This window comes from Bacteroides sp. f07 (genome assembly GCF_042854785.1).
GTDB lineage: Bacteria > Bacteroidota > Bacteroidia > Bacteroidales > Bacteroidaceae > Bacteroides.
The window spans coordinates 184,930-211,518 of record NZ_BAABXI010000002.1 but is presented as its reverse complement, the minus strand read 5'-3'; the positions used below and the strand labels follow the sequence as shown (position 1 = coordinate 211,518).

Annotated in this window: 13 protein-coding genes; 1 reads left to right on the top strand and 12 read right to left on the bottom strand. The window is 43.1% G+C overall.

Annotated features, from left to right (window positions below):
- Nucleotides 1-6: 6 nt before the first annotated feature.
- The 12 genes from ACGHVY_RS16015 to ACGHVY_RS15960 all read right to left on the bottom strand — a co-directional run bounded on the left by ACGHVY_RS16015 (nt 7) and on the right by ACGHVY_RS15960 (nt 24,990).
- The gene (locus tag ACGHVY_RS16015) at nt 7-2,097 is read right to left on the bottom strand and encodes an alpha-galactosidase (protein WP_390599856.1); all 2,091 of its coding nucleotides are present in this window, start codon (nt 2,095-2,097) and stop codon (nt 7-9) included.
- A gap of 19 nt (nt 2,098-2,116) precedes the next feature.
- Complete coding sequence (locus ACGHVY_RS16010) at nt 2,117-3,991, bottom strand: FAD-dependent oxidoreductase (protein ID WP_390599854.1); 1,875 nt, start codon at nt 3,989-3,991, stop codon at nt 2,117-2,119.
- Nucleotides 3,992-4,081: 90 nt separating this feature from the next.
- The gene (locus ACGHVY_RS16005; protein ID WP_390599852.1) at nt 4,082-6,883 is read right to left on the bottom strand and encodes a glycoside hydrolase family 3 C-terminal domain-containing protein; all 2,802 of its coding nucleotides are present in this window, start codon (nt 6,881-6,883) and stop codon (nt 4,082-4,084) included.
- Nucleotides 6,884-6,900: 17 nt separating this feature from the next.
- Entirely contained in the window at nt 6,901-9,573 is a 2,673-nt protein-coding gene (locus tag ACGHVY_RS16000) for a glycoside hydrolase family 2 TIM barrel-domain containing protein (RefSeq protein ID WP_390599850.1), read from the bottom strand.
- An 87-nt stretch (nt 9,574-9,660) separates the two neighbouring features.
- Nucleotides 9,661-11,133, bottom strand: a complete 1,473-nt coding sequence (locus ACGHVY_RS15995) for a RagB/SusD family nutrient uptake outer membrane protein (RefSeq protein ID WP_390599848.1) — start codon at nt 11,131-11,133, stop codon at nt 9,661-9,663.
- 11 nt (nt 11,134-11,144) lie between these two features.
- Nucleotides 11,145-14,369 carry a SusC/RagA family TonB-linked outer membrane protein gene (locus ACGHVY_RS15990; protein ID WP_390599846.1) on the bottom strand — a complete coding sequence of 1,075 codons (3,225 nt, stop codon included), beginning with the start codon at nt 14,367-14,369 and terminating at the stop codon, nt 11,145-11,147.
- Between the two features lie 24 nt (nt 14,370-14,393).
- On the bottom strand, nt 14,394-15,437 hold the full coding sequence (locus ACGHVY_RS15985) for a hypothetical protein (RefSeq protein WP_390599844.1): 1,044 nt from the start codon (nt 15,435-15,437) through the stop codon (nt 14,394-14,396).
- A gap of 25 nt (nt 15,438-15,462) precedes the next feature.
- Nucleotides 15,463-17,163 carry a right-handed parallel beta-helix repeat-containing protein gene (locus ACGHVY_RS15980; RefSeq protein ID WP_390599843.1) on the bottom strand — a complete coding sequence of 567 codons (1,701 nt, stop codon included), beginning with the start codon at nt 17,161-17,163 and terminating at the stop codon, nt 15,463-15,465.
- 159 nt (nt 17,164-17,322) lie between these two features.
- Nucleotides 17,323-21,369, bottom strand: a complete 4,047-nt coding sequence (locus tag ACGHVY_RS15975; protein ID WP_390599841.1) for an ATP-binding protein — start codon at nt 21,367-21,369, stop codon at nt 17,323-17,325.
- Nucleotides 21,370-21,689: 320 nt separating this feature from the next.
- Complete coding sequence (locus ACGHVY_RS15970) at nt 21,690-22,322, bottom strand: HU family DNA-binding protein (protein WP_390599839.1); 633 nt, start codon at nt 22,320-22,322, stop codon at nt 21,690-21,692.
- A 290-nt stretch (nt 22,323-22,612) separates the two neighbouring features.
- The gene (locus tag ACGHVY_RS15965; protein WP_390599838.1) at nt 22,613-23,710 is read right to left on the bottom strand and encodes an SGNH/GDSL hydrolase family protein; all 1,098 of its coding nucleotides are present in this window, start codon (nt 23,708-23,710) and stop codon (nt 22,613-22,615) included.
- Between the two features lie 59 nt (nt 23,711-23,769).
- Entirely contained in the window at nt 23,770-24,990 is a 1,221-nt protein-coding gene (locus ACGHVY_RS15960; RefSeq protein WP_390599836.1) for a M16 family metallopeptidase, read from the bottom strand.
- A 359-nt stretch (nt 24,991-25,349) separates the two neighbouring features.
- Here ACGHVY_RS15960 and ACGHVY_RS15955 point away from each other — a divergent pair, with 359 nt between their 5' ends.
- On the top strand, nt 25,350-26,585 hold the full coding sequence (locus ACGHVY_RS15955) for a site-specific integrase (RefSeq protein ID WP_390600950.1): 1,236 nt from the start codon (nt 25,350-25,352) through the stop codon (nt 26,583-26,585).
- Nucleotides 26,586-26,589: the final 4 nt, after the last annotated feature.

The window sequence follows — 26,589 nt, the reverse complement described above, 5'->3', positions numbered from 1 at the left end:
TTTATACTACTTTACTTGGTATCGATACATCACAAAGTCATTTTTCTGAGGTAGAGCAACTTTGATTGTTCCTTTTCTGCCAGCAGTAACCGTCATAGCCTTACCATTGCCAAGAACGGGGGTACATACAACATCAGTACCTTCAGGCAACCATGTCTCTATCCATGTCTCATCCTGTGCGTTATCTTCTCTATAAATCAGAAGATAACCACTTTTTACATTACAGTCATCCGAACCATTACCCACTTGATTACAAATAGACTGGAATCCCGTCCAGGAACGTCCTGAAGGTTTATCACCAATCGGAAGAATAGTCCCCTGATGAAAGTCATATTGCACTTTTTTATATTGTTCAATCAAACTTCTTATTGAGAAAGCCTCATCCGGCAGATTGGAAGCTTCCAGCCAAGCCAAGGGCTGTCCCGCCATAGTAGTAGCAAACAAGTATTCGAATGAATATTTATCCGGTGCAAAAGGTTCGTCACCATATTTCTCCTTATTCCTCCATTTATTCAGAAATTCAATCTGCAATTTCTCTGCCGGAACATATTTAGACAACATCCACAAATTACGCAACGTCCAATATGGATAGTAATTCCGCCAATCCGTATAACGGTTTTCCAAGAAAATATTTCCATACTCGTTGAACATATGATAACCACCACGGCGACTGGCAGTTGCATCCAAGTTGAACATAACCTTGTTTTTCGTCTGTACCAATACTTTATCAAACAACTTACGAAGATTACTCTCTGCTTTCTTCGTCGGAATGCTCAATCCGTCTATCTTGAAAATACGGATTCCATATGTATGATAAAGCCCAATCAGAGTTTCAGCATCTTTTTCCCAATCAGCAAAGTCATTTTGCACACTCGGATTGAACCATAATCCAATTTCAATGCCCAGTTTCCTCCCTCTCTTTACAATAGGGGCTAACCCACGAGGATATTTTTCTTTATCCGGCTTCCAATAATCCTTATTATCCCAAATATTCCTGAACGAGCCTTTGGCGACCGCAGAGTTAGGGCTTTTTCCTGTCTGCCAGCCGTCATCAATCTGAAAGTGAGTAATTCCTAACTTAGCAGCACGTTCCAACTCCTGCAGACAGAATGATTCGTTCACTTTTGCATCCTGACTGCGGTCGCCCCAAGTATTCATCATAATCATCTCGTCACGGTCACGGAAATGGCGACGGATATTCTTCTGATAGTTCCGAAGTGCAGTCAATGCCTGCAACTCTCCCCCATCATAAACTCCCGTCACACAACCATAAGTTCGTATCCATTCATCTTTCTGGAGTTCCTGCCCTGTAATGCCAAGACCAGCAACCATAAATCTTCCAAATTCCGCCATGAAATCTCCCTCCTTATTAGCCAGTTGCACACTGGAACAAGGTGCTTCTTTCAAGAAGAAAAATCCATTGCCGTCTTCTCCGTTCTGTACAAAGAAAAGGTTTCCACGATAGTTGTTTTTACGATAGGTGATAATATCTTGTTCTGCCACTAAATTGTTATTCCAGTCTGTTACATCCCAAAACTCTACCGCTTTGGCATGCCAATGCTGTCCCTTGAAATTTAATTGGTCGATAATAGCTGTTACAGCCTTAGACTTCATATCTTCGACAAATTCGATATTCTTACGATCGGCAGCATTCTCCTCCCTTCCGCCAAATACATTGTTTATCGTGCCTTTCAGATAGGTGTCGCATGCTATTGCAGGACAGTTATCATAAATCCGATAAATACGCTGTATATCCAGGGCTCCTAAAGAGAAAGTTACCGTTGTTTTCAAATAGTCGGGATGAATATCAGTAGCAGCTATTTTCTCCACGCGGCAAGTACCACCAGTTCCTGCTTTTACATCCTTAGAGATAAAAAAGTCTGGTGTCAGTGATGCTGTCAAATTTGTTTTCCCATTTTCTTTATCACTCAAACTATACGTCATCAGGTTTCCACCGTTCCAAACGAACTTACGCTCTAGCAGATTGTTTCCTATGATTAATGTATCTCCTTTCAATGTGCTATAGCACGATTCTTGAGCACACCCAGAAGCAACAGTCGTACACACTGTTACTAATACTGTAAATAGTTTCTTCATAGCAAGTCCAGACTGTTATTTATTTCATTAAAGCCCGCGGAACCTGTAATAGCTTATCCGCCTTGTTAAAACGTTGATTGTCCGGCAATCCAGCTTCTTTACCCACTCCCCTTTGCATCCACTCCTTGAGCTTATTCAAATACTTCTGATAAACGCCACGTGGAGAAGTCTGATATTTCTTGCACAAAGAAGCAGCGATTCCCACTACTTCACCCATCATACCGGTAGTACGCATCACCCTGACTGTTCCCAAGGCAACGTGAGTCACACTGATATTACGTCCCGCCATGAACAAATTCTCTATATTCCGAGAATACAAGCAACGATAGGGCACTGCATAAGGATATATATAAATGTGATTGGTTGCCGCCTTGAATTCTGCATTGGGAAACTTCTTTGAATTATCCGGGTCGGGAAAATGTAAATCAATACTCCAAGTAGCAGTGAAGGAAGCATCTTCGTGGAAAACATTCTTGTCAATATCATCTTGTTTCAAGATATAGTCACCCAGTAATCTGCGGGATTCTCTTTTTCCGGCAACATACGCCACCCATCCCAACGCACGGTTCTTATATCTATCATTGTCCTTAAGGTGGTTTTTCAGGAAACTCCAATTGGAATAAACAACCTGTAAACCATAATCACGGATACGTTCGGCATCATTCACTTGATCCAAGTTCATGCCTGTCTCCCATTTCCATTCCCCCATAGTTACCTTTTCACAGTTACCTTCGTTGAACTCTACTCCATAAGAAAATTCAGGAAAAAGCACCTTTTTCTTTTTATCAATCGAATACCACTGGACAGAGGTTCCCATTGTCATCTTGTCAGCAATCTCCGGAGCCAGTTTCTCTCCAAACTCACTGCGTGCTTCACGTCCCATTTTATAATGGGCACCTGCCAGATAACCGATTGTTCCATCGCCCGTACAGTCGGAAAACAGCAAAGCCTTCAGACATTGTTCTTCTCCGGTCTCAATATGCTTGATTACGATTGATTCTATCCGGTCACCATTCATCTTCACTGATACGGCACGATAACTGGCAAAAAGCGTGACATTCTTCTCTGCAGCAATAAACTTATCCTTCTTTTCATCTTCGTAATAATCTTCAGGTTGCGCATTTCCTTTGCGTGAATGTCCGAACTCACGAATCATGCGCCCCAACCCTTTGTTGGGACCGACCTCAATATGTCCGCCTAAGTGTACACGCACTTCAGCACTATTGTTACCACCCAATACAGGACGATCATTGATTAACGCAACCTTGCATCCCAAGCGGGAAGCTGTCGCAGCTGCACACATTCCGGCGATACCGCCCCCTACAACAACCAAATCATATTGTTGCTGTACGGCAGGGACAGCTGGCAGATTCATCATTTTACGACGAAACAGATTCAATTTTGCCATATCCGTAGGAGGGACATCGTTCTTTTCCGTTGTCAGATAGATAGCGTCACAACGACCATTGAAACCTGTAAGGTCCACTAAAGAAAGAGTCGTTTCCCCCTGTTTCAAATTAACCTTCCCGGCATATTGCCACATCCATTGTTGCCCTTTCGTTCCCAACACAGAGGATAAGTTCTTTCCGTCCACTTTTAGTTGGAATCTTCCGGGTCCTTCTCCCTGATACCAGGGAGAAGTCCAGTTAAAAGTACGGACATAAACATGATAAGTTCCTTTCTCCGGTATCTGCACCGATGTGGATGCATCCGCTACAGGAGTCCCCATACCGTGAGCCATCAAATAAGGAGAACCCATCAAGTCCATGAACTGCTGGTCGACAACCCAACCGCCCTTATCCTTGAAATTCTCAGTCTCTACCCACACGCCTGCCGCGCTCATTGAAATACTGTAAAGAGACAGAAAGAAACATATTAGTAGTCTACTTGTCATACGGCAAAATATATTTATTAGTTGTAAGAAACCTCTTTGTTCATTCAAAACAGTTTCCAAGCTTCTCATGGATTTAATTTGTACTCTCAGTTATTCTTTGTCTATTTTGACTTCAGCAACAGACGCTTTTCCAGAAGTGATAAGAATACGTATATCACTTACTGTTGTTTTGTTGAATTTATAGCACTGCATATGTTCCGTATTCATGGCTTTTCCGGAGAATACGGTCAGAAACTGCCCTCCACCACTTGATATTTGTATCTCGAAATGTACCGGTTCTTTCTGCAGCTCCATCCAGCGGATAAAAACCCGGTCAAGCGCATCAGCATCTTTCACAGGAATAGTAAGATAATCCCCCTTACTACCCGTCCATCTGGCATTTGTATTCTTCTTGTTTCTGCCGGATGCCTTACTGTCCTGATAAGGTATCACCGTAAGGGTATCAGACAAGCGGATATCAGTAGAAGAAGCTCCAACCATAATTCGAAAATCACCGGGTTCCACTACCCATTTTTCTTCTTTATTGTATAAGGAAAGTTCTTCAGGTGTAATGGTAAATACTACTTCTTTAGTCTCTCCCGGTTGCAAATTGATACGTTCGAATCCACGAAGATTTTTCTCATACGTAGTCACCGAACTGATAATATCGCGGACATACATCTGAACAATCTCGTCCCCTTCTCTGTCACCAGTATTGGTTACATTGAAACATACCGTCACCTCTTGTTTAGGAGTAATGACAGAAGGCGTTACAACAAGGTCTGAATACTTGAAAGTCGTATAACTCAATCCGTATCCAAATGGATACAATGCACCGTTCACCCGGCTCATATTTCCTTTCAATCCTCCCACGCGGCCTCCGTCTACCTGAGAAGCCGGTTTGGAAGGGAAATTAAATGGAATCTGCCCTACTGTTTTGGGGAATGTCACTGTGAGTTTCCCCCCAGGATTATAATCACCAAAAATAACATCCGCCACCGCCGTTCCACCTTGCGACCCAGGATACCATGCTTCCAAAATGGCCGGAATATGTTTGTCTGCCCAATTAACGGAATTAGGACGCCCGCTGATAATAACCAATATCGTCGGCTTTCCGGTAGCATGTATCGCCTTGAGCAAATCAAGCTGACGTCCAGGCAAATCAAGGCTCGACCGAGACTTATTCTCTCCACATGTACGTCCATTCTCACCCAAAACGACAATAGCCACATCACTTTCCAATGCATTAGCCACAGCTTTGTCAATCTCTGCCTGTTCCGTATCAGTCAGTTCCGCAGGCAGAATTTCCGATTCAGGCCAATTGGCATCTACAATGTCACATCCTTTAGTATAAAGAACTTCCGCTTGACCTTGCATCTTCTCTTTTATACCTTGCAGCACTGATGTAGCCTCAACAGCTAATGGGCCATAGTGAGAAAGAGCGTAAGACACATCAGCAGCATTAGGACCGCATACGCTAATCTTCTTTATTTGTTCTTTAACTAATGGTAATGTCTTGTTCTCATTTTTCAGCAATACAATAGATTCCCGAGAAGCTTGCAAGGCCACTGCCTGGTTTTCCACACTGTTCACTTCTTTGTCGGCCGCTTTCAGGTCTGTCTGGTAAGGGGTATCAAACAATCCGACCATAAATTTGACACGTAGTACATCGCGTACTCTTTCGTCTATCGTTTCCATCGAAAGTCCTCCTTCAGCTATCAATTCGCGCAAAGGCAATACATACGAATCGGGCGAACGGAATGTACATCGTACGTTCAACCCGGCTTCTACCGACTGTCTGACCGATTCTTTCATATTTTGAGAAGTCCCGTGTTTAGAATGAAGATATTCTACTGCATCACTATCGGATACAACATATCCCTTGAATCCAAAATCCTTCCGCAAACGTGTCATCAACCAGTAATAACTACTTTGAATAGGGAAACCGTCATAATCATTGTATGAACTCATTGCTCCCAATAATCCTCCTTTCTTAATGACTTTTTTCCACGGATAGAGATGTATGTTTTCAACCTCACGCGGTGACATTTGCGGGTCTACCCGAGCCAGTCCCTCACGTCCTCCTTTATTGTTGCTATACGCTACAAAATGCTTTGCCGTAGATGCAACCTGATAATCTGTCTGCATACCTAATGTCATTGCTACTCCAAGTTCGGACACCAAGTAAGGGCACTCACCATATATCTCTTCGTAACGGCCCCAACGCTGGTCGCGCCCGACATCAAGAATAGGAGCATAAATATTAGTATATCCCAACAACCTCCCTTCACGACCGGTGATATAGCCGACCTTCTTTATCAAATTTCTATTCCACGTATGTCCCAGCCCTAGTTGAGTTGGAAAATTGGTAGCTATATAACTTTCCACACCTCTAATGCCCTCATTCGTAAAATCTACTGGAATCCCAAGCCTTGTCTCTTCTACAAAGAAACGTTGCACCTCATTCAAGGCCCAGGCATGTCTTGATGCCGGCCAGACAAACGCATTGTCTGAAGGTGGTAGTCCCCACTGGCGAAACCCATTGAGATGCTCGTCAATGGCTCCCATACCATCCTTCCACAATTTATTCTTCCATTCGGCAGTAGGCAATTCGTCATCAAGCACACGCTTATAACCATACAACGTCACCATCTGGCAGGTCTTCTCTTCCACCGTCATCTGGCTGAGGAGATCCTCTATCCTGTCTTCAACAAGCGCATTGGGGTCTTCGTAAATATCTTTTTTGCCATTTTTATTAAAGTCTATCCATCCGTCTTTATAGATTGGATTTTTGGATAATCTGTATGTTACCAAATCTTTTTTATTTGGTATACGCGGGTCATCTTGTTTTTGCTGGGCACATACTGCAAAAGTTGTACCCAACATTAACATGGAAAAGAATATTGTTTTCATTATAAATAATATTTTAGTCAAGATATATTAAAACTACTTTGTGATGTTTCACCAAATTCTTCCTGTTGGTTCTCCACTTCGCGCAGACGATAACGATTTAATTCCTTTTTAAGAAGTTCATTTTCTCGCAGCAGTTTTTCATTACCTTTAGGGGTAAGGTGTTTATTTCTAATCACGTTTTGTTTTTCTCCAGCCAACCGCTCACTCTCATTCCAAAGCATCGGTATGGATTCTTTGCGGGACTCGATAATAAGTTCTGCACTCAACGGCACCTCAAGCCCTTCTTCCAACACAGAAGCCGTCACCTTTATCTTACCGGGACGGGTAGTAGAACAAAGCAAAATGGGCGCTGTCCCCCATACTACCGGACGGGGATTTGCTATTACATCATTGCCACCCACTATCCTGGCTTCACCTTCAATGGCAAACTTCACGAAGTAGTTGTTCAGTCGTTTGATATTTCCGTCTTTGTCTGCTATACCAGCCACCACCGTTACCAGATCGGAGCCGTTGGCAGTGAGTCCTGTACCTTCATCATCCAACCACAAAACTATTTTTTCGGGCCGCAATGACGGCGACCGTCGATGCGTAGCTACAAGTTTGCCGTCAATATATCCTTCAGCCAGCATAAAGACTTCCTGCTGCCGATGAGAGCGCAAAAGCTTTTTGCAATCCATAAAATGAAACACATCGGGAAAGATGATTATCGGCGAAGCCATTCCCGATAACCGGTTTTCTTTCCTATATATATATTGCTTTCCACCTTTAAGTACACTCAAGCGTACCTCATCACAATTAGAGTAAACAGTAACATCCTTTGGTGAAAACGGTGACATTTCATGAGCAATAAATACCATTGGCCCCGTTTGTGCCAGTATATCCGATTGGAGCGGCGAACGCTGCGACATAAACATCCGGTAAGAATACTTAGGTTGCCTGAACACGTCCATCATACCACCATAGAAAGGATCGGGATGATATCCACGCTGATGATCGAAGGAGTGCCAGAAAGAGCCGCCCACATGTTGTCGCGGAGCAGCGTTCAATTTCTCCAAACAAGTGAAATCGTAAGAGGGGCAGGCATAATGCGCTGCTTGTATCAATTGGGGTATCTCTCCCCATGCCAAGTGTACCCGACTTGTTGAATTATGCGCATTCCAATCATCAACATTATCACCCCACTCGCGGGTGAAATAACATTTTGTCGGTTTCATATTATCGGTAGGATGAGAAAACAGAATATCAAAATATTCATTACCACGCGCTTCACTGTCACACCCCGCATAACAATATGGATAGGGATATTCTTCTTTCACTATGTGATATGAGTTTCCGGCAAAGTCGGCAGGATAATGAGTTTCATTCAAAACGGGCTCCCATATCCATACTGAAGGATGATTACGGTCACGTCTCACCATATTGCGTATATCCGCATATACCCTCTTTCCAAACACCGGTTCATTGTTCCAGAACTGCCAGCCCGGAGTATTTACGATTACAAACAATCCCAATTCATCGCACGCGTCCATAAAAGCTGGGTCTTGCGGATAATGGGCATTGCGTACCACTTTTAATCCAGCGTCACGTATCTTTTTCGCGTCACGCCAATGGAGAGAATTTGATAGGGCATTACCAACAACAGCAAAATCCTGATGACGGTTAGTTCCTATCAATTTCCCTTCATACGGTTCTCCATTCAACCAAAATCCATCTTTTCCCTTAAATTCCACACTGCGTACACCGATTCGACGCATGTAGCCGTCTATTACCTGTCCTTTTTTATCTTTGATATATACATTGAGATGATACAAATGAGGTGCCTCGGGTGACCATAATCTTGGCTTTCGAAGTACTATTTCCGTAGCCGTACTTCCGGCTTCACCTTTCTTCAGACAAATGTTACCCGCCGTTGCCACTACTACTTTTCCATCCGGTAACGCCAGTTCATAAATTACCTTTCCTGAAAACCCGGAAGTACCTTCATTTCTGACATGTGTTCTCAGTTTTATCGTAGCCTGCTGTTTCGAGACATTGCCATAGGCTACAAACAATCCCCCACCCGCTACTTCATTCTCATAATTAGGGTCAGTTATATATGTTGTATTATGCGTGACCAGCCAACAATCCCGATAAATGCCGCCAAAATAAGAAAAGTCCAATAACTCCTGTGCTTTCCCGTGAGGATATAAGGGGTCGTTGCTATTATCAGCCCTTACAGCTATGACATTGTCCTCTCCATAAACCAAATCATCTGTAAGATCAACGACAACAGGTAAATAGCCACCATAATGTTCAGTCCTCAACTTACCGTTTATCCATATCTTACACTTTCCCATTATGGCTTCAAAATGAAGGAATACTTTCTTGCCGACCCATTCTTTCGAAGGATTGAAATGTTTACGATACCACACCACACCCTGATAATTGATACACCCACTAGCCTCAGTCGGCAGATATTCTATTCCATGAGGAACTGAAACTACCTGCCATTTAGTGTCATCATATCTCTTCTTCTCAGCCTGAACCTCATCTCCTTTAAAAAACCGCCATGCCACATTCATGGAATAAACCTGCCTTCCGGTATGTTCTAAGGAATAGAACCCGGCAGTAGAGAATCCAGGCGAATATGGATATGCAAAGGATACCGCAAATAGGGAAAACAATAAAAGCAACAATCTGTATATTCTCATTACGAGCTAATTTTGTTTATTAATAGAGCTTACATTTTCTTCTTGACATTGGTAAGGAAGGGCTGGCTCTTCAGCCAGCCTCAAGCCTTATCCGGCATAACCCGGATTCTGTTTCACTACACCTGCCGATTCATTAATAAATTTTGCCGGGATAGGGAAACGTACTTTATACCAATCGCTCTGACTGTTCTGGAATAATTCTTGCGAGTTAGAAACAAACACTCCATGACGAATCCGATCCTGACGTGAAAGTCCCTCACAATAGAATTCGTGCAAACGCTCGTTCAATATAGCTTTATTGAAAGACGCTTTGTCGGCTGTTTGAGCAGCAGTCAAAGGATCCAGATTTACTCTGTCGCGCACTCTGTTCACCAACCCGATAGCTTCGGGAGTCGGCTTGCCATTGTTCTCATTGATGCATTCAGCCAACGAAAGCAAAACATCAGCATAACGGAACACGATGCAGTCTGTAGTTCCTGCAGAACCTGTCTGCTCAGGGTCGGCACCAAGCTTGCGGGGAGCACAACCACGAATCAGATTACCCGAGCCACGTTTCACCACTCCACCATCCTTTCGTGTATACTCTGTGATAATAGTATTCAAACGGTCATCACCTGCTTCAAAGGAGTCGTAAAACTTCCATTGCATCAAAAAAGTGCCCCATGCTGATGCCTCAAATCCTCCCATATCACTAGGGATTACTTGTGTCAGCCAGTAATTAGGATTTCCCGAACCGCAAGGAATGGCATGAATAATCTCCTTATTTTTGGCATTAGCTTTATCAAACACTGAAGCATAGTTACCCAAAAGAGAATATACACCGCTACTTTCCATGGCATACAATTGACGGGCTACCTTTTCCGCCTCTACAAAATTCTTATTTATCATATGGAATTTTAACATCAACATCAAAGCCATTCCTCTGGAAGTACGCCCCCAGTCAGTTTGCACCTCAGGCAATACCCGGCTGGCTTCATCAAGAGTCTCAATCATAATAGCTGTATATTCTTCGTCCGAAAGACGGGGAATGAATATCTCCGCTTCAGGATCTGCCAGTGCCTCATCAGTAATAAGAGGAACAGGACCGAAGAGGTCATACATAATATATCCTACCCATCCATACAGACACTGCGCCTCGGCAATCGCTTTTTTCTTTATTACATCACTCACCGAACTATTATTAATATTGCGTATTGCATTCTTTATTCTCGACAATTCGTTATATTGCGGATATATCTTCCCTGCAAATTGAGTACCAAGATCGGTGCCGTTCTCACGCCACCAATGCTCATAAAAATGATTGTACCCTTCATTGGCATATTTACCTTCCAACATGCCGGTTGTAAAATCCGAAATAATAGTATACCCCCACTGGTCAGCACAATAGAACTTTCCCCATCCTGTCCGGAAAGGTACATACAGGGCCGTAAGCGCCTTGTTCACATCCTCCTCGTTCCGATAAAAGTTTTCCGGATAAATCTCGTTATATGACGTTCGTTCCAAGGTACAACTGCCCAACATCAACAGGCTAAGAACCAACGCAAAAATATTTTTCACCATTTTCATATCTGTTAGAATTTAATGTCAACACCAAATGTGAACGAACTCGTACTCGGATAGAGGTATATATCATATTCAGGATCCGCACCCTTGTAAGGAGTAATGGTAGCAATGTTCTTCATAGAACCATAGAAACGTACCGAACTGAAAATTCCTCTTATCCATTTCTTGGGCAACGTATAACCTAAAGTAATATTATCGATCCTGATATACCATGCTTTCTCAACAAAGAAGTCGCCATACCCCACACCACCATGCTGCCAGAAACGGAACGACGGCACTTGAGAGTCGAGGTTATCATAGCTATACTGATCTTTCACGTATACCAGTGTATTACCCCCCGAAAGCAAAGTCTCCGGATTTGCTCCACTCTTCTTATCATTACCTTTCCACTGATGAAACTTACCATACATACTAATACCCAAGTCAAAACCTTTCCAACGGAAATTGTTAGTCCAACTGAACGGGATAGGAGTATTATTGTATTTCATCACAAGGTCTGCATTATCAATAATTCCATCGGGCATATTAGAATACATAGGTCTGCCATTTTCATCGTATATCTTATTACCCATCTTATCACGCAAATAACCATTGATGTCTTTAATCTTCACTTCACCGGCACGGCGGTCAGTTTCCAACTGTCCGGGATTAACCTCTCCGGGTTGCAACAAACCGTCAGAGATATGAAACCATCTATCATTCCATGTATATTGTGGCGCATCCTGAATATCCAGTACTTGTGACGGATCACGCTTGGTAGTCTTATCACGGTAATAAGTCAAGGTAAACCGGGTGTTCCACTCGAAGTCGGTGGTACTGACAGGTACCGCATACAAGGTAAGATCCATACCTGTTGTCTTATCGATACGCTTCGTATTGTAGTTCAACTCTCTCACCTCCTGAAACGACATTAGCGACTTATTGCCAATACGGTTTTTTATGGTACGCTCGTACACATCAATACTACCCCCAAAACGATTATCGAATACGCCGAAGTCAAGTCCTATATTCTTATCATATTGTGACTCCCATGACAAATTCGGATTTCCGATGACTGCCAAACGAACACCACTGTTTGGCTTGTTGTTGAAATAATAACTATAAGCAGATTCCGACTTATAATAGGTCAGAGTACCTGTCAGGCTACCGGCATTACCAGTCACACCATATCCTGCACGCAACTTAAGATTATAAATCCAGTTTATATCTTTGAGCCAAGGCTCATCACTTATACGCCATGCAAGAGCCACACCGCCAAAGTTACCCCACTGCTTGTTGGGAGCAAAGTTGGAAGAACCGTCACGACGGAAATTGGCCGTAAGCAGATAGCGTCCTTTGTAAGCGTAGTTTAAGCGGCCAAGGAATGAAGCCGACTGGCTTGTATTTTTAGACGAACCGACTTTGGGACGCTCATTAGTACCCAGTCCAAGGTTATGCCACAACACACCATCGTAAGGGAATCCCGTATTCCACCCCAACAGACTTTCTGAATTCTGATGTTGATATTCCCATCCTAACATCACAGATAAAGAATGGTCATTGGCAAACACTTTATTATAAGTAGCCCTCAAGTTAACATACATATTGGCTATATCTGCACGATTTATCTGGGCAATTCCGTCATAATCGGCGCCTTGTATAGTGGTAGACGCAAAATGGCTACCTGTTTTGGCAAACTTACGATCATACCCCAATGTCCCTAAAACAGTCAGATCCTTGACCGGTTTTAACTCCAAGTATCCAGTGGTGAGCAAACTTTCTTTCTGGGTATCCATCGTCACATCCAGAATAGATAGAGGACTGATCCCCTTGACACCCTTCATCATTACCGGATTAGACCAATTACCGTCAATATCACGTGCAGGCACTGTAGGGTCATACCCTCTTGCAGCCTGGAACAGTACGGTAGTACCAGACGAGCCTTCAAGAGCTACATCCGAAGAATTAACTGATGAGTATGAAGCCGATATACCTCCCTTAATCCAGTTGTTGAATGTATGATCAATATTCATACTGCCCGAAGTACGAGCATAGCTGTTGTTGATAGCAATACCTTTATTGCCCATGTAGCTTAATGACACACGGAAAACAGTCTTTTCCGATCCACCTGATACGGAAAGGTCATATTTCTGGATTTGTCCCTTACGGGTCACTTCATCATACCAGTCTGTTCCACCAGGGAAATTATCAATGCCCGCAGGATCAAATATAAATCCTTTGTTGGGTTCACTTGCATATTTCTGCTGGAATTCAGCCAACAGGTCGGCTTCGGACGGCAACGGCCTATCTCCCCATGGATAATAGTTCTGCTCGTAAACATACTGTTGAAGCTGGTAACGGTTTACCTGCCTCATATAATCTTTTGCACCAAACACTTCCGGTTTCTTGGCTATCCATTGTCCGGTGTATGAAGCCTTGAATGATACATTAGTCCTACCTGTCGATCCTCTTTTGGTAGTAATCAGAATCACACCACCAGCCGCACGCGAACCGTAAATAGATGTAGCACTGGCATCCTTAAGTACCTGAATGTCTTGTATATCATCAGGATTGATATTATCAAGTACACTCTCCTTTGATCCCTTACGATAATCCAGTTGGGAATTTGCATCCGGTTCCCACATAGTCTGCACGGGTATGCCATCAATTACAATCAACGGTGTTGCATTTGTGGCTGCTCCACGTATCTGTATAGATACCTTTGCACCCGGTTGATCACTTGTCTGACTGAAACTCATACCGGCAATCTGACCTTTCAATGCTTGTGTTACAGTAGTAGTGGCTGTTGAGGGAATCTCCTCGCCCCGTATAGATGCGATTGCTCCGGTAAGGTCACCTCTACGCTGTGTACCATAACCAACTACTACCACTTCATCCAAATCGTTAACATCTTCCTTAAGCGTAATTTGAAGAAAACTGCCTGCACCGGCTCTTGCCTCCGCTTGCCTATAGCCGATATAAGTTACTATCAGCGTTGATTTTACCGGTGCTTTCAATGAGAATTTACCATCTATATCAGTGGTAGTGCCTATAGTCTCATTTTTCACTTTAACAGTAGCTCCGATAATGGGCTCCCCAGCTTCATCTACCACTATCCCGTTGACAGCAGTGGCAGTTTGCTGCGAGTGCACTGTGCTTACCAGAAATAACAAGCATAGTGAAAATAGAATCGTAAACAGGCGGAATTTGCTATGAATGCGGCTATTCCTTTTATCTGAGTTGATATTATTCATATTCTAACTATTTTTATATTATGATTATTCGAGTTCAAAGCCCAGTGCATGGAACCATATACCTTTATCGCTCCCTCGTGTGGCGCGAAGCCCTATGCTGACTTTACCACCAGTGACAGTAAGTTGGCGAGTGATAGTTTTCCATCCGCCGCGAGCTTCCGCAAAGATGCTCTCTACCGTCTCGTTCCCCTCATTATCGATAATCACGAGCCATAGATTGCTTCCATCAGTGCTCGAACCACCAGCATATGCAATGAATGTCAACGTGTAAGTACCGTCCGGAATTCCGTTTACAGTCTGGAAGATAGAACCTTGGCTGGCACCACCTGTATCAATTTTAATGGCACGGTAACGGTTCTTTTCAGGATTAGTAATTGAACCAGGAATCCAAGTACCTGCAACGAAGACTGTTGCAATCGACCGCTCAATCACCCACGGTTCAAAATTGCCGTCAAGGAAGTAGGGGTTTTTCAGAAGCGGCTCACCATTCTGTTTTACCAGAATCTCAATGTCGTCCATTCCTTGGGCACGTACCAACAAGATTCCCTCACGTCGAAAGTCTGAATTGGCCTCTGCTGTTATCTTGAAACCTTCATTTGTCTTTTCGGAAATAGTACACCATCCAAGTGGAATCACTTCGTAATCTTCCAGATTGGTTTGAAGGGCAACGGTCTGTGTACCGCCTTCCTGTGCAAATTGTTTAGCCTTTTCACTATCATCCATCCGGAAGAAAAGCTCACCAGCTTCCTGTCTTACAGTCAAGACTACAGGAGCACCAATATTCGATTCTATAGTTATTTTATTCTCCCTTTCCCTTACCGTTGTGTTTTCATTGACTTGTATTTTAAATCCGATAGGCTGTTTGGCCAAGACGATACACCAATTGTTTTCTGGAGTGACCCGATAATCTTGAGTGGTTCGCATAATCACTGATATCATGTCACCCTCTTTAGTAACGGAGAAATTTCTTTCGCCTTCCACTATAAACATATCTTTATCTTCTTTTTCGCATGCCGACAGTCCCAGCAGCATGATTGCGAATAAAAAATAATTCAATAAATATTTCATGTTATATTAGAATAAAGTTAATTAATTACTCTGCAAATGCACCTAGGTAACCGATTCCAATAGCAGGATTGCCCGCAAAGTCAGTATTCAACATACCGTCAAACAGGAGACCTTCAAGGAATACGTTAGCTTCAGTAGGACGACAAAAAACTCCCTTATCATAGCCATCCATATCACTGGGTACGGTAATACCCGGATTGTACAGAAGCGCACCGGCATCCATCCCGTTTGCCTGGAAGTTACCAAGATTGTAATACAAGTTATTCAAAAAGACACAGTTGTCTATATATGAATCATCGAAAATGCCGATAGTGGGTGTAGTAGACATAAAAATGTTGTTACGGAAAGTAATGTCATGAGATTTACCCTTTTTCCCCCAGTCATCGCTGAATAACACGCGTTTGTTCTTGTTATCAGTAATTACGATATTATTATATATTTCCGTACGTCCCACATTGGTCGAGATAGATGCTAAAGAACCTTTTTGAGCTCCACCGTTGAAAAGAAAGATATTATTGCGCACGATAGTTCCGTCATGGTTTTCAGTCTCATTGTTACATAAAAGAATACCACCTCCCACATTATGGTGAACATAATTGTACTGTACAATGGTATTTTTACAGGCAATGTCTACATCAAGCCCTTCACCGTCTGCGCTGCCATTACACCATTGTGTATAAGCTGATTCATTATACTGTACTACGGTATTACGGCTCGAATAAGGCCAGATGCCTACGCTCGCCTGGTCTGTACGCCCTAAGAAGTTGGCATAGTAGCATACGTTATGATCGAGGAAAGAATTGTCAGCACCACCGAGGACGATGCCATCACCACCAATATAATGAAGTTTATTGCCTTGAACCACCACGTTAGTGTTCGGATACCAATTATGTTCATCATCTATATATTCGTTGTATCCCTCGCCTACACCTGTACGGCTTCCCCAACGGTTAATAAACATGATGCCGGTACGGGATACCTGATAGAATTCATTGTTGGTAATAAACATATCTTCATACCATCCGGGGCCTTTCTCTTTTGCAACTGTTTCGATAACGAGACCTCCAAACGCTTTGTTGTAATTGCCATCAGAACAGATAGCCCTGACGTCAAGCTTTGTCGGGCTCACGCCTACAAAAGCTGCATCACCAGCCCAGTTGATTTCTTCAAAGCGGCAACCTGTCACTTCGATGTTTTTCTTGGCTCCCGCTTCTATCGCCCTAATATACATACCCCGCTTACCAGTCTTGTTAGTTATGAAGATATTCCGGAAGCGGATATTATCATCTTGTATCAATACAACTTGTTCTCCTCCAGTACCTTCGAAACGAGCACGTTCACTGCCCCCATATACATCGACAATGAATGGCTTCTCCGGCGTACCCTTCAAGTCTTTCAAAGTAAGGGTTCCTTTAAAAACAGCTCCACTCTTGAATAATACCTTAGTAGCCGACTCTTTGACCATAGTAGAAATCTTATCCAATGTCTGGAAAGGTGCTTCGGGAGTCAGACCATTATTGGCGTCACTACCGGTTTGGCTGTCTACATAATAGGTTTTATAACCGCTCTCATCTATTTGAGATATAGATGGCGGCGTAATCACTTCCGAATAAACCACATTTTCCGGTCTTGGTCTTTTGCCTGATGTTTCTTCGTCTTTGTTATCACATCCGCCACTACTCAGAAGCAGAAGGATTGAAATCAATGCATAAGTCATTTTTCTCATAATTATTAAATTATAGTTTAACATTTCACCGTTCAAAATTACATATTAAGATTATAGCGACATTCTCTCAAATCACCTATTTATAAGGGCTGAACAAACGTAGCACCAGAAACGAACATTTAGCACATATGGCGTAGGAGAAGCGTATACGATTCCTGTTTATTCGAATACGGATTCGTTCATATCCGGCTCCGGCACAGATGATTCTTTTCGATATTCAGAAGGTATCAGACCATACTTCTCCTTAAAGTTCTTACTGAAATATCTGGCAGAAGTATATCCTGTCCGGTACGCTATCTCCGAAATATTGAACTCGGGATTATTCTTAAGCCAAAAGGCAGCTTTCTTAAGCCTGATGTTTGATATAAAATCAGAAGGAGTTTGCCCTGTAATAGCTTTCAGTTTATGAAAAAGACGTGTGCGTCCGATAAGCATTTCGGATACAAGGATATCTACATTAAACTTACTGTCGCTCAGATGCTTTTCTATAATCTCAATCACTTCATCCAGAAATTCCTTATCCAATGGATTGGACGCAAGTGCTTGAGGGCCGACCAATGGCTGTTTGCTGAATTTCTCCTGAAGCATAAATCTGTTTTTTACGATATTGTTGCATCTGGAAATGAGAATAGGCACGTTAAACGGTTTTGTGATATAATCATCAGCGCCAATCCGCAATCCTTCCAAATTGTGCTCGACCCCTGTCCTGGCCGTCAACAGGATAACCGGAATGTGACAAGTCTCCATATTATTCTTTATCTCTTTACAAAGTTCGATTCCCGAAAGCCTCGGCATTACAATATCGCTAATGACAATATTGAAAGATTCCGTCCTTACCTTTTCAAGCCCTTCCTCGCCATCTTCTGCTGACACCACAGAGTAAAAAGGAGTAAATATCTGTACCAACAACTCCCTGAGCTGTTTATTGTCTTCAACAACCAGCATTTTTAAATCATTCTCCTTTTCTTGAACTATTTCATCTTCAACCGTCATATCATCATCCAGTAGCAAAGGCAACGGCATTTCTTCGTTACGATAATCTTGCGAATAGTCACCCGTAACATCTACAACCGGATTTTCCTCCTCCAATTGTTCGGGCATGAAATGCTCCTTACCTTTTCTAAGACAAATGGTAAATGTCATCCCCTCTCCTTTTGCACCCTCAGCCTTGATTGTACCGCCATGCAATTCTACGATTGATTTAGTCAGCGCCAATCCAACCCCTGTCCCCGTACCAGAATCATCGGGATTCGATTGATAGAAGCGGTCGAATATTTTCTCCACCTCTTGAGAGTCCACGCCACATCCATTATCCGCAATTTCTATTACCACCTCATTCTCATCCTCACGAACCGATAGTGTGACGGCTCCTCCACGAGAAGTATATTTCAAAGCATTTGAAAGTATGTTATTGACTACTTTCTGCATTTGCTTGGCATTATACCAAAGGCAAACAGGTTTATCCGGCTTTTCAAATATCATCTTAATGCCTTTTGTGTCTGCATATTCTTTAAAAAGAAGATAATTCTCATAAAGGAAACCGGCAATATCGTTTTCACAAACTTTCATCTTCATATATCCCTGCTCTTGTTTTCTGAAATCAAGCAATTCGCTTATCAGTTCTTTGAGCTGAATACTATTCTTGTATATACTGAAAAACTTCTGGTAAACAGGCGGCGAAAGAAGTTTGCCCTGCAGAAGCGTCTCCATCTGCCCAATAATAAGAGTCAGCGGAGTTCTGAACTCATGCGATACATTCGTAAAGAACCGGAGTTTCGACTGGTTCAGCTCTTCGACGTCATGCGTATGCTGCCGTTCATACTTGAGCGATTCCTGCAATTGTATCCTGTTGTGATATACGCGTATCAAATAATAGGATACCAACACGGTAACGGCCACATAAAACAAATAAGCCCATATGGTAAGATACCATGGCGGGAGTATTTCTATCCCCAACAAGCTCTCCGGTATCATATCACCGGTCGGAGCCACTGATTTTACTATTAAAGTATAATTTCCGGGTTTCAGGTTTGTATAAGTAATCTCTCGGCTATCCCTAAGTGGAGTCCAAGTGTCCGAAAAGCCTTTTAGCTGATACACTAAATGTTCAGGTTCACCGGGCAAATAGTTTGAAGCGGCATAGCCTATAGTAAACACAGACTGTGAGCTTTTCAATACAACCTTTTTTGCCACAGTGATAGATTCTTCCAATATTCCCGTATCATCCCCTACTTCTACCTCATGCCCGTTCACAAGCAAACGATATGGAAATATATGGAAATAAATAGACGGATGCAGCAAATCCGATTCTTTGAAAGAAATCATCCCATCCGCCCTGCCGATATATATCGTACTGTCTTCGGACTGGTACACGGAATTTTCATTAATCGTTTTCATCGCCCATTCGCTAAGTACGACTAATCCTATGTCTTTCTTAAATTTCAAAAGTGAAAGTCCCCTATTAGTCAAAGCCAGAAGATTGCCTGAATGAAGTTCGCACATTCCATAAACACAGTTGCCAGACAAGCCGGAAAAGTTCTCGAAACTATCCGTTTCATAATCATACAAATCCATGCCGCTATCAGCGGAACATACCCACAGATTATTCTGGCTATCAAGATAAAAGCTATGAATATGCGGGCTACATAACGTTCCGGGTTTCAACGGGTCTGATTGGTAATAGGTCATTTTTCCATCTTCGAACCGATAAGAATATATACCGTCGCTACCTACTATCCATAAAATATCACGATGGTCTATCAATAGGTTATTCACCCGTTGGATAGTGGATATCCCGTCAGGGCCCGAAAACAACTGCTCATAACTGCCTGTAACCGGATCGAAAAGCATTACACCACCCTGCGTAGCCAGTATGAATTTCCCTTTATAAGGTACTATGGTTGATATTATGTTCGTTCGCAAATCCCCTTTTCTCGATTCCTTTGCATAATAATTGGCGAAAATACCGGTTTTCAAATCCAAGCGGCTCAAGCCACCTAGATGCGTTCCTATCCACAATACATCCTTGCCGGAATCATACCAAAATGCTTTTATATTATCATGTGATATAGAGTTTCGTGAATCACTGTGGAAATACCATTTAAAATTTCCCGATTGAGGATCATACATATTGAGCCCGCCGCCGTCAGTACATATCCAGATATTATTCCGGTTATCTTCTATCATTTTCCCCACAGTCGGGAAACTTAAACCTTTTCGTTCCTGCCGGGATGTATGGAAATGGTGAAATATCTCCTTTTGGGGATTAATGCAACATAATCCTCCATAGTATGTTCCTATCCAAAGAGTCCCCTGATGGTCACAAAGTAAACTCCAAACCGAAGAATATATACTTTCCGACTCATTCTCACGACGAAGATAACTCACAAAAGTCTTGGTCTTTTCATCAAAACGGTTCAGTCCATTGAAAGTGCCTATCCATATATGCCCCTGGCTATCTTCGCAACAGACGCGGACAAAATCGGAACTTATCGAACCTGCCTCTTCAGGCTGATGGCTGTAATGTACAATACTGTCGTTTGAGATTTGGTAAAGTCCGGAATCCCAACTTCCGGCCCATAACCTTTTACGGCTGTCTCTGAAAAGTGACCCTATTTTTCCTTTTTGAATAGGATGCTGAAGTTCTCCATCATCCACCAGGATATAAAGGCCATTACTCTCGGTGCCTATATACAATCGACCGTCATTTCTGCTCAAGCTCACAATTTGATTTGTTCTGTCCGGCAATTCATAATGCTGTTTTATCTTACCACTTTCATACGTGTATATGATATTGTTACAGGCAAAATAAAGCTGGTTGTCATAAAGCATGGCCGAAACCTCTCCTTTGAACAGTACCGAAAACTTATCCAAAGTCATATCAAACAAAGCTATGCCCAATACGGTATGCAGAAAAACGTGTCCGGCACGGTCACCGGTAATAGCGGTAATTGTATTACAGAAAAGACTGGTTGTGTCTCCTTTATGATACCGATATTCCTTAAACTCCCTGCCATTATACAAGCTTACTCCGTTCCGTGTACCGCACCAGATGAAATCCCGTTCATCCTGATAGAGTGAAATTACAGAGAAATGGGTTAGTCCGTCCGCGGTAGACAAGTGCCTGATTTCAATGTCTTGCGCATTTACATCTGATGATATAAAGAAATAAAGACATAATAAGGTAATATTAAAAATGTGTTTCATGTACTCTGAAGCTAATAGGCTATGATTAGACTTTTTGGTGATATACAAAAATAAATATTTGTCTAAAAAGAGTATATCAAGAGAACGTTTTTTTCAGGTAGGTGAACAGTTTTCGCACCTTAATCGAACAAATCACACACATAGTTCAAAGCACTCCACAGAATACAGTACTTACAATTATGTATTTTCTTCAAGCATTCTCATTATAATAAAGAAAATCCTAATAGATTCAATGTCATGCCTAAACATAACAATGCTTTGGACTCGTACGCACGAATACAAAAACATCAACTGAAAAAGATGAATATAGACTTTAAATATCACTCACTAATATTTGAGTCACTCGGCATGTGACTGGATGCAATGAAATGCATCTGATTGCCCCGCCCTTCTCTTTTGATGATTCCTTCAGATACAAAAGATTTGAGGTCGGCAAGTGCAGTATTCTTCAACCGCCCCGTCAATTGTGTATAAGTAGACCGTGTAATGAAGCCATGCTGTCTGATATGTTGCAGGACAAGTCTCCTCAAGGTTTCCTTATCCCATTCCCGTGAAGTTTTGAAATCAACGGACTTCTTACGTTCCAAATCCCCGCGAAGACCTTCCCGGAAGCTCTTGGAAGCACGGAAGTTCACCCCATTGAAAGCAACCGAATTGGCACGAAGATCATTCTTGTTTGCCACCAGACGGGCAGTTTTCACCTTGGCGGAAAAGAAACCAAACTCTCCCAGTTCGACACGGTATCCTTCGCCCAGATACTGCAAAACGTCATCTTTCAATTCCGTGAGGATGCCGTCTATCACCCCTTCCTTAAATCCGGTTCTCTTGGCAACCATGCGGATCAACCGTTCTGCCGTAATCGTTCCATTATAAACAACATCGGCATACATCGTTTCTGTTTCCCCTTCTTTTGTAGTCAAGGCAGGTTCCTTTTTTAAATTGTAATAAGCCATAATCTTATAGTTCTATTTAAGAGTTTTCAGTGCAGCGAATAAGGATTTTGAGTGCAGTAAACTATAATAGTTTATGCATTCGGGTAGTTGTCCCGTTGCAAAGTGACAATGGTCACTGCATAAGGTGCCCACCTGTGTCTAAAGAAACAAAAACCTGTAAAGATACAAAATTAACCAGCGAAAAGCAAGAGCAGGTATAATAAAGCAATAGTAAATCTGAAAGTTATTAAAGACCAATAGAGGATTCTATACGAACGACCGGTACATTTGCCTACACCTATATGATATACTTATTCATCCCTGAACTTAATCTTCAGAATCTTGCCAATAGCCGGTTTATACTTCTTCAGCATCCGGTCGAATCCCAAATCATTGGGGTGAGTTCCGTCAATCGTTCCCTCATGGTCTGTCCCCAGGAAACGGTCTTCTTTTATGAAATACAGGTTCTTCACACCCCTCTTACGCAGTACTTCCACCTGTTCGGCAATGGCTTCATTCTGCCGTCTTACATTCTCGCGGGCTTTCAGATTGAAGTTTCCTGTTTCGCGTATCAATGTCTGTATCACGATAATAGGAGTATCAGGATGCTTCTGCCGCAATGTCATTACAAAATCAACGGCACGTTCGGTTATCTCTTTCGGTGAAGGATTGGGGATACAGTCCAAGATAAAGGCATCTGCGTCGATATTCGCCAGCATTTCAGCAACTTCTTTCTCCATCTTTCCGTTACCGCTCAATCCCAAATTGATGAAATTATATCCGCTGCTACGGGACAAACGTGCCGGATAAGCCATACCGGGACGACTGGCTGACGCTCCCTGCAAAATGCTCGATCCATACACCACTATTTTCTCTTTGAAGGGATTCTGCCCTTTATGTATGTACGAATCGGTAGGCACTCCTATTTCAAGGCTCTTCAATTCATCGTACAAAGGCAAATATAACAGGCATTCTTTCTCTCCGGTACCCATATTGTCAACAAGCACTCTTTCCGTAGTTACGCCACCCGGCATCCCTACTCCGGCAAACTGCCATTTTCCATCCCGTTTAATGTACAAGTCCAGCCCTTTCTGAGCAATACGTGTCAAATTGGGTAACTGCGGGTTATCAGGAACAGTCCATTTAGCTTTTATCACCGGGCTGTTCGTAGTAAAGGCGATTGCCAATCCGGCAGAATTTGTGAAAAGTTTCTTCACTCTGGGCGGCATTGAATGATACTTCGCCGTATCTACCCGATGGAAATATTCACCTTCTGATGTTGCCTTACCTACCAGCAGGAGTTCCTGAGCCGACGTGTAGGTAAAATTGTTTTTCTGTTGTCCGGCCACGGCAAGAGACAGCATCAGCCCAACCAGGCAAATCCGGACTTTTCGTGTTAAGTTTTTCATGGTCAATTTAATATTAGCAGTTCATTAGTGGTCCTGTTATATCATAGTAACATCATACGCTATTTGTAAACCAACGTAGACAAGTATTCTTCTGCAAACATCTCATTGGCTACTTCCAATAACTGTTCTGCTGTCAATGTCTCTATACGTTTAAAGACAAGCTCGGGCGATTCGTACTTGTGATAGTGCAGGTATGTTTTCGCCATTCCCAACGCATTATTCTCAAAATTGTCGGATGCCACTCCTATCTGCCCGATGAGTTGTTTCTTGGCTGCGGCAAGCTGGGATGAGGTCATCTTTGTGTCACGCATCCGCTTCAACTCTTTATAAGTCAACCTCAGGCAAGTATCCATGTCTTCAATATCGGTTCCGAAGTAAATGCAGAAAGCCCCTGTATCGGTGTAAGAAGTCAGGTTGGATTCGACATTATAAACCAGTCCCCTGCGCTCACGAAGGGCTACATTCAGTTTGCTGTTCATGCCGGGACCACCGAGGATATTATTCAGCAGATAGAGAGCCGTACGCTTGTCATCATAGGCATTATACCCACGGCTGCCAATCATTACATGTGCCTGATGCGTATCCTTTGCAATCGTCAAATGCTCGGGGACATAAAGCGGAGGAGGTACACGACGGTTGTTCACTTCCACTGCGGGAATATCCGACAGATATTTTTCCGCCAGGCGGATTATCTTCTTGAAGTCATATTGCCCCTGCACGAAGAATACCATATTCCCCGGCTGATAGAACCGGCGGGTAAACGAAAGGACATCTTCAGTGCGGAAACTCCGCAACAGCTCCGGTTTGCCCAAAATATTCCTTCCCAACGGATGATTGCGGAATATCATATCCTCGAAATCGTCAAATATCAGCTCTGAAGGAGTATCTTCATATGATTGGATTTCATCAATAATGACTTCTGTCTCTTTTTCTATCTCATGCTGGGGGAAAGTAGAATGAAATACAATATCCCCCAACAACTCGAGGGCCCGTTCCAAATGTTCGGTCAAGAAAGCGGAATAAACGACCGTCTCTTCCTTATTAGTATAAGCATTCAGGTCCCCCCCAACATTCTCCATCCGGTTGAGGATATGCCAGGCTTTCCGTTTCTCCGTCCCCTTAAAAATGAGATGCTCCACAAAGTGAGCCATACCCTGCTCGTTCTCCGCCTCATCGCGTGTTCCGGCATCAATGGCAAAACCACAATAAGCTACTTTTGAGAGAGTCGGTTCATGGATAATACGCAAACCATTGGGGAGTGTATATTCGTTAGATTGCATTGTTTTCTACTTCCTTATTGAATTTTTATACAAAGTTACTACAAAAAAGTGGAATAAGGAAGAATGAAGTAATAGAATTGATTTACAGAGGTTTCATTTAAGCTGCCGATTATCTCCAACGCCACCACAATCCTTGCCGAAGCCAAGTCAAGACGTCGCTACGTTACTTGTTCGTAACCACACCATATAGGTAACAAAATGGGTACGAATGGCAAAACAAGGCATTGTGATATAGTGAGTTACTGACAACTCACGCAACAAATCCGGTTACGGAAAAAGATTGCGCCGTTCCTCCGTGTTTTGCGTACCGACTAAGGATTCTTCACCGACTAATTTTGAACCTAAAAAAATTAAGGACGATGAAGAGTACATTTTCAGTAATCTACTACCTCAAACGTCAGGTAGTGAAAAAGGACGGAACAGTACCCGTCATGGGACGCATCACGGTGGACGGCAGCCAGACGCAGTTCAGTTGCAAACTGACCGTCGATCCCAAGCTGTGGGACACCAAAGGAGGACGTGTCACGGGCAGAAGCACGGCGGCACTCGAAACGAACCGTATGCTCGACAAAATGCGTGTACGCATCAACAAGCACTATCAGGAAATCATGGAGCGTGACAACTTCGTCACTGCGGAAAAGGTGAAAAACGCCTTTCTCGGACTGGAACACCGCTACCACACGCTGTTGCAGGTGTTCCGGCAACACAACGAGGACTATGCCAAGCAGGTGGAGGCAGGCATGAAAGCCAAAGGCACGTTTGACAAGTACAAGATCGTTTACAAGCACCTGCAAGAGTTCCTCACCATCCGCTACCACGTGAAGGATATTGCCTTGAAGGAGCTCACTCCCGCTTTCATCTCCGACTTCGAGATGTTTCTGCGAACGGACAAACATTGCTGCACCAATACCGTGTGGCTGTATGTCTGCCCGCTTCGGACGATGGTGTTTATCGCCATCAACAACGAGTGGCTCACACGCGATCCGTTCAGGGAATACGAAATCAAGAAGGAGGAAACGACCCGCAGCTTTCTGACGAAAGATGAAATCCGCCTGCTAATGGAAGGCAAGCTGAAGAATGCGAAGCAAGAACTGTACCGTGATCTATACCTGTTCTGCGCCTTCACGGGCTTGTCGTTCGCCGATATGCGCAACCTGACGGAAGAGAATATCCGCACCTACTTTGACGAACACGAATGGATAAACATCAATCGCCAGAAAACGGGTGTGGTGTCCAACATCCGTATGCTTGACATAGCGAAGCGCATCATCGACAAATACCGGGGGCTGTGCGAAAACGGCAGGATTTTTCCTGTTCCCCACTACAACACGTGCCTTGCCGGAATCCGTGTCGTCGCCAAGCGTTGCGGCATCACCAAGCACATCACATGGCATCAAAGCCGTCACACGGCAGCCACGACGGTGTTCCTCTCCAACGGCGTACCCATCGAAACGGTCAGTTCCATGCTGGGACACAAGAGTATAAAAACAACGCAGATATACGCGAAAATCACCAAAGAGAAGCTCAACCAAGACATGGAGAACCTTGCCGCAAGGTTGAACAGTGTCGAGGAATTTGCAGGTTGCACCATCTAAAAAC

What these genes read in the sequence shown, in the direction of transcription:
- ACGHVY_RS16015 (WP_390599856.1), bottom strand. Translation starts at nt 2,097, where the DNA reads ATGAAGAAACTATTTACAGTATTAGTAACAGTGTGTACGACTGTTGCT.
- ACGHVY_RS16010 (WP_390599854.1), bottom strand. Translation starts at nt 3,991, where the DNA reads ATGACAAGTAGACTACTAATATGTTTCTTTCTGTCTCTTTACAGTATT.
- ACGHVY_RS16005 (WP_390599852.1), bottom strand. Translation starts at nt 6,883, where the DNA reads ATGAAAACAATATTCTTTTCCATGTTAATGTTGGGTACAACTTTTGCA.
- ACGHVY_RS16000 (WP_390599850.1), bottom strand. Translation starts at nt 9,573, where the DNA reads ATGAGAATATACAGATTGTTGCTTTTATTGTTTTCCCTATTTGCGGTA.
- ACGHVY_RS15995 (WP_390599848.1), bottom strand. Translation starts at nt 11,133, where the DNA reads ATGGTGAAAAATATTTTTGCGTTGGTTCTTAGCCTGTTGATGTTGGGC.
- ACGHVY_RS15990 (WP_390599846.1), bottom strand. Translation starts at nt 14,369, where the DNA reads ATGAATAATATCAACTCAGATAAAAGGAATAGCCGCATTCATAGCAAA.
- ACGHVY_RS15985 (WP_390599844.1), bottom strand. Translation starts at nt 15,437, where the DNA reads ATGAAATATTTATTGAATTATTTTTTATTCGCAATCATGCTGCTGGGA.
- ACGHVY_RS15980 (WP_390599843.1), bottom strand. Translation starts at nt 17,163, where the DNA reads ATGAGAAAAATGACTTATGCATTGATTTCAATCCTTCTGCTTCTGAGT.
- ACGHVY_RS15975 (WP_390599841.1), bottom strand. Translation starts at nt 21,369, where the DNA reads ATGAAACACATTTTTAATATTACCTTATTATGTCTTTATTTCTTTATA.
- ACGHVY_RS15970 (WP_390599839.1), bottom strand. Translation starts at nt 22,322, where the DNA reads ATGGCTTATTACAATTTAAAAAAGGAACCTGCCTTGACTACAAAAGAA.
- ACGHVY_RS15965 (WP_390599838.1), bottom strand. Translation starts at nt 23,710, where the DNA reads ATGAAAAACTTAACACGAAAAGTCCGGATTTGCCTGGTTGGGCTGATG.
- ACGHVY_RS15960 (WP_390599836.1), bottom strand. Translation starts at nt 24,990, where the DNA reads ATGCAATCTAACGAATATACACTCCCCAATGGTTTGCGTATTATCCAT.
- ACGHVY_RS15955 (WP_390600950.1), top strand. Translation starts at nt 25,350, where the DNA reads ATGAAGAGTACATTTTCAGTAATCTACTACCTCAAACGTCAGGTAGTG.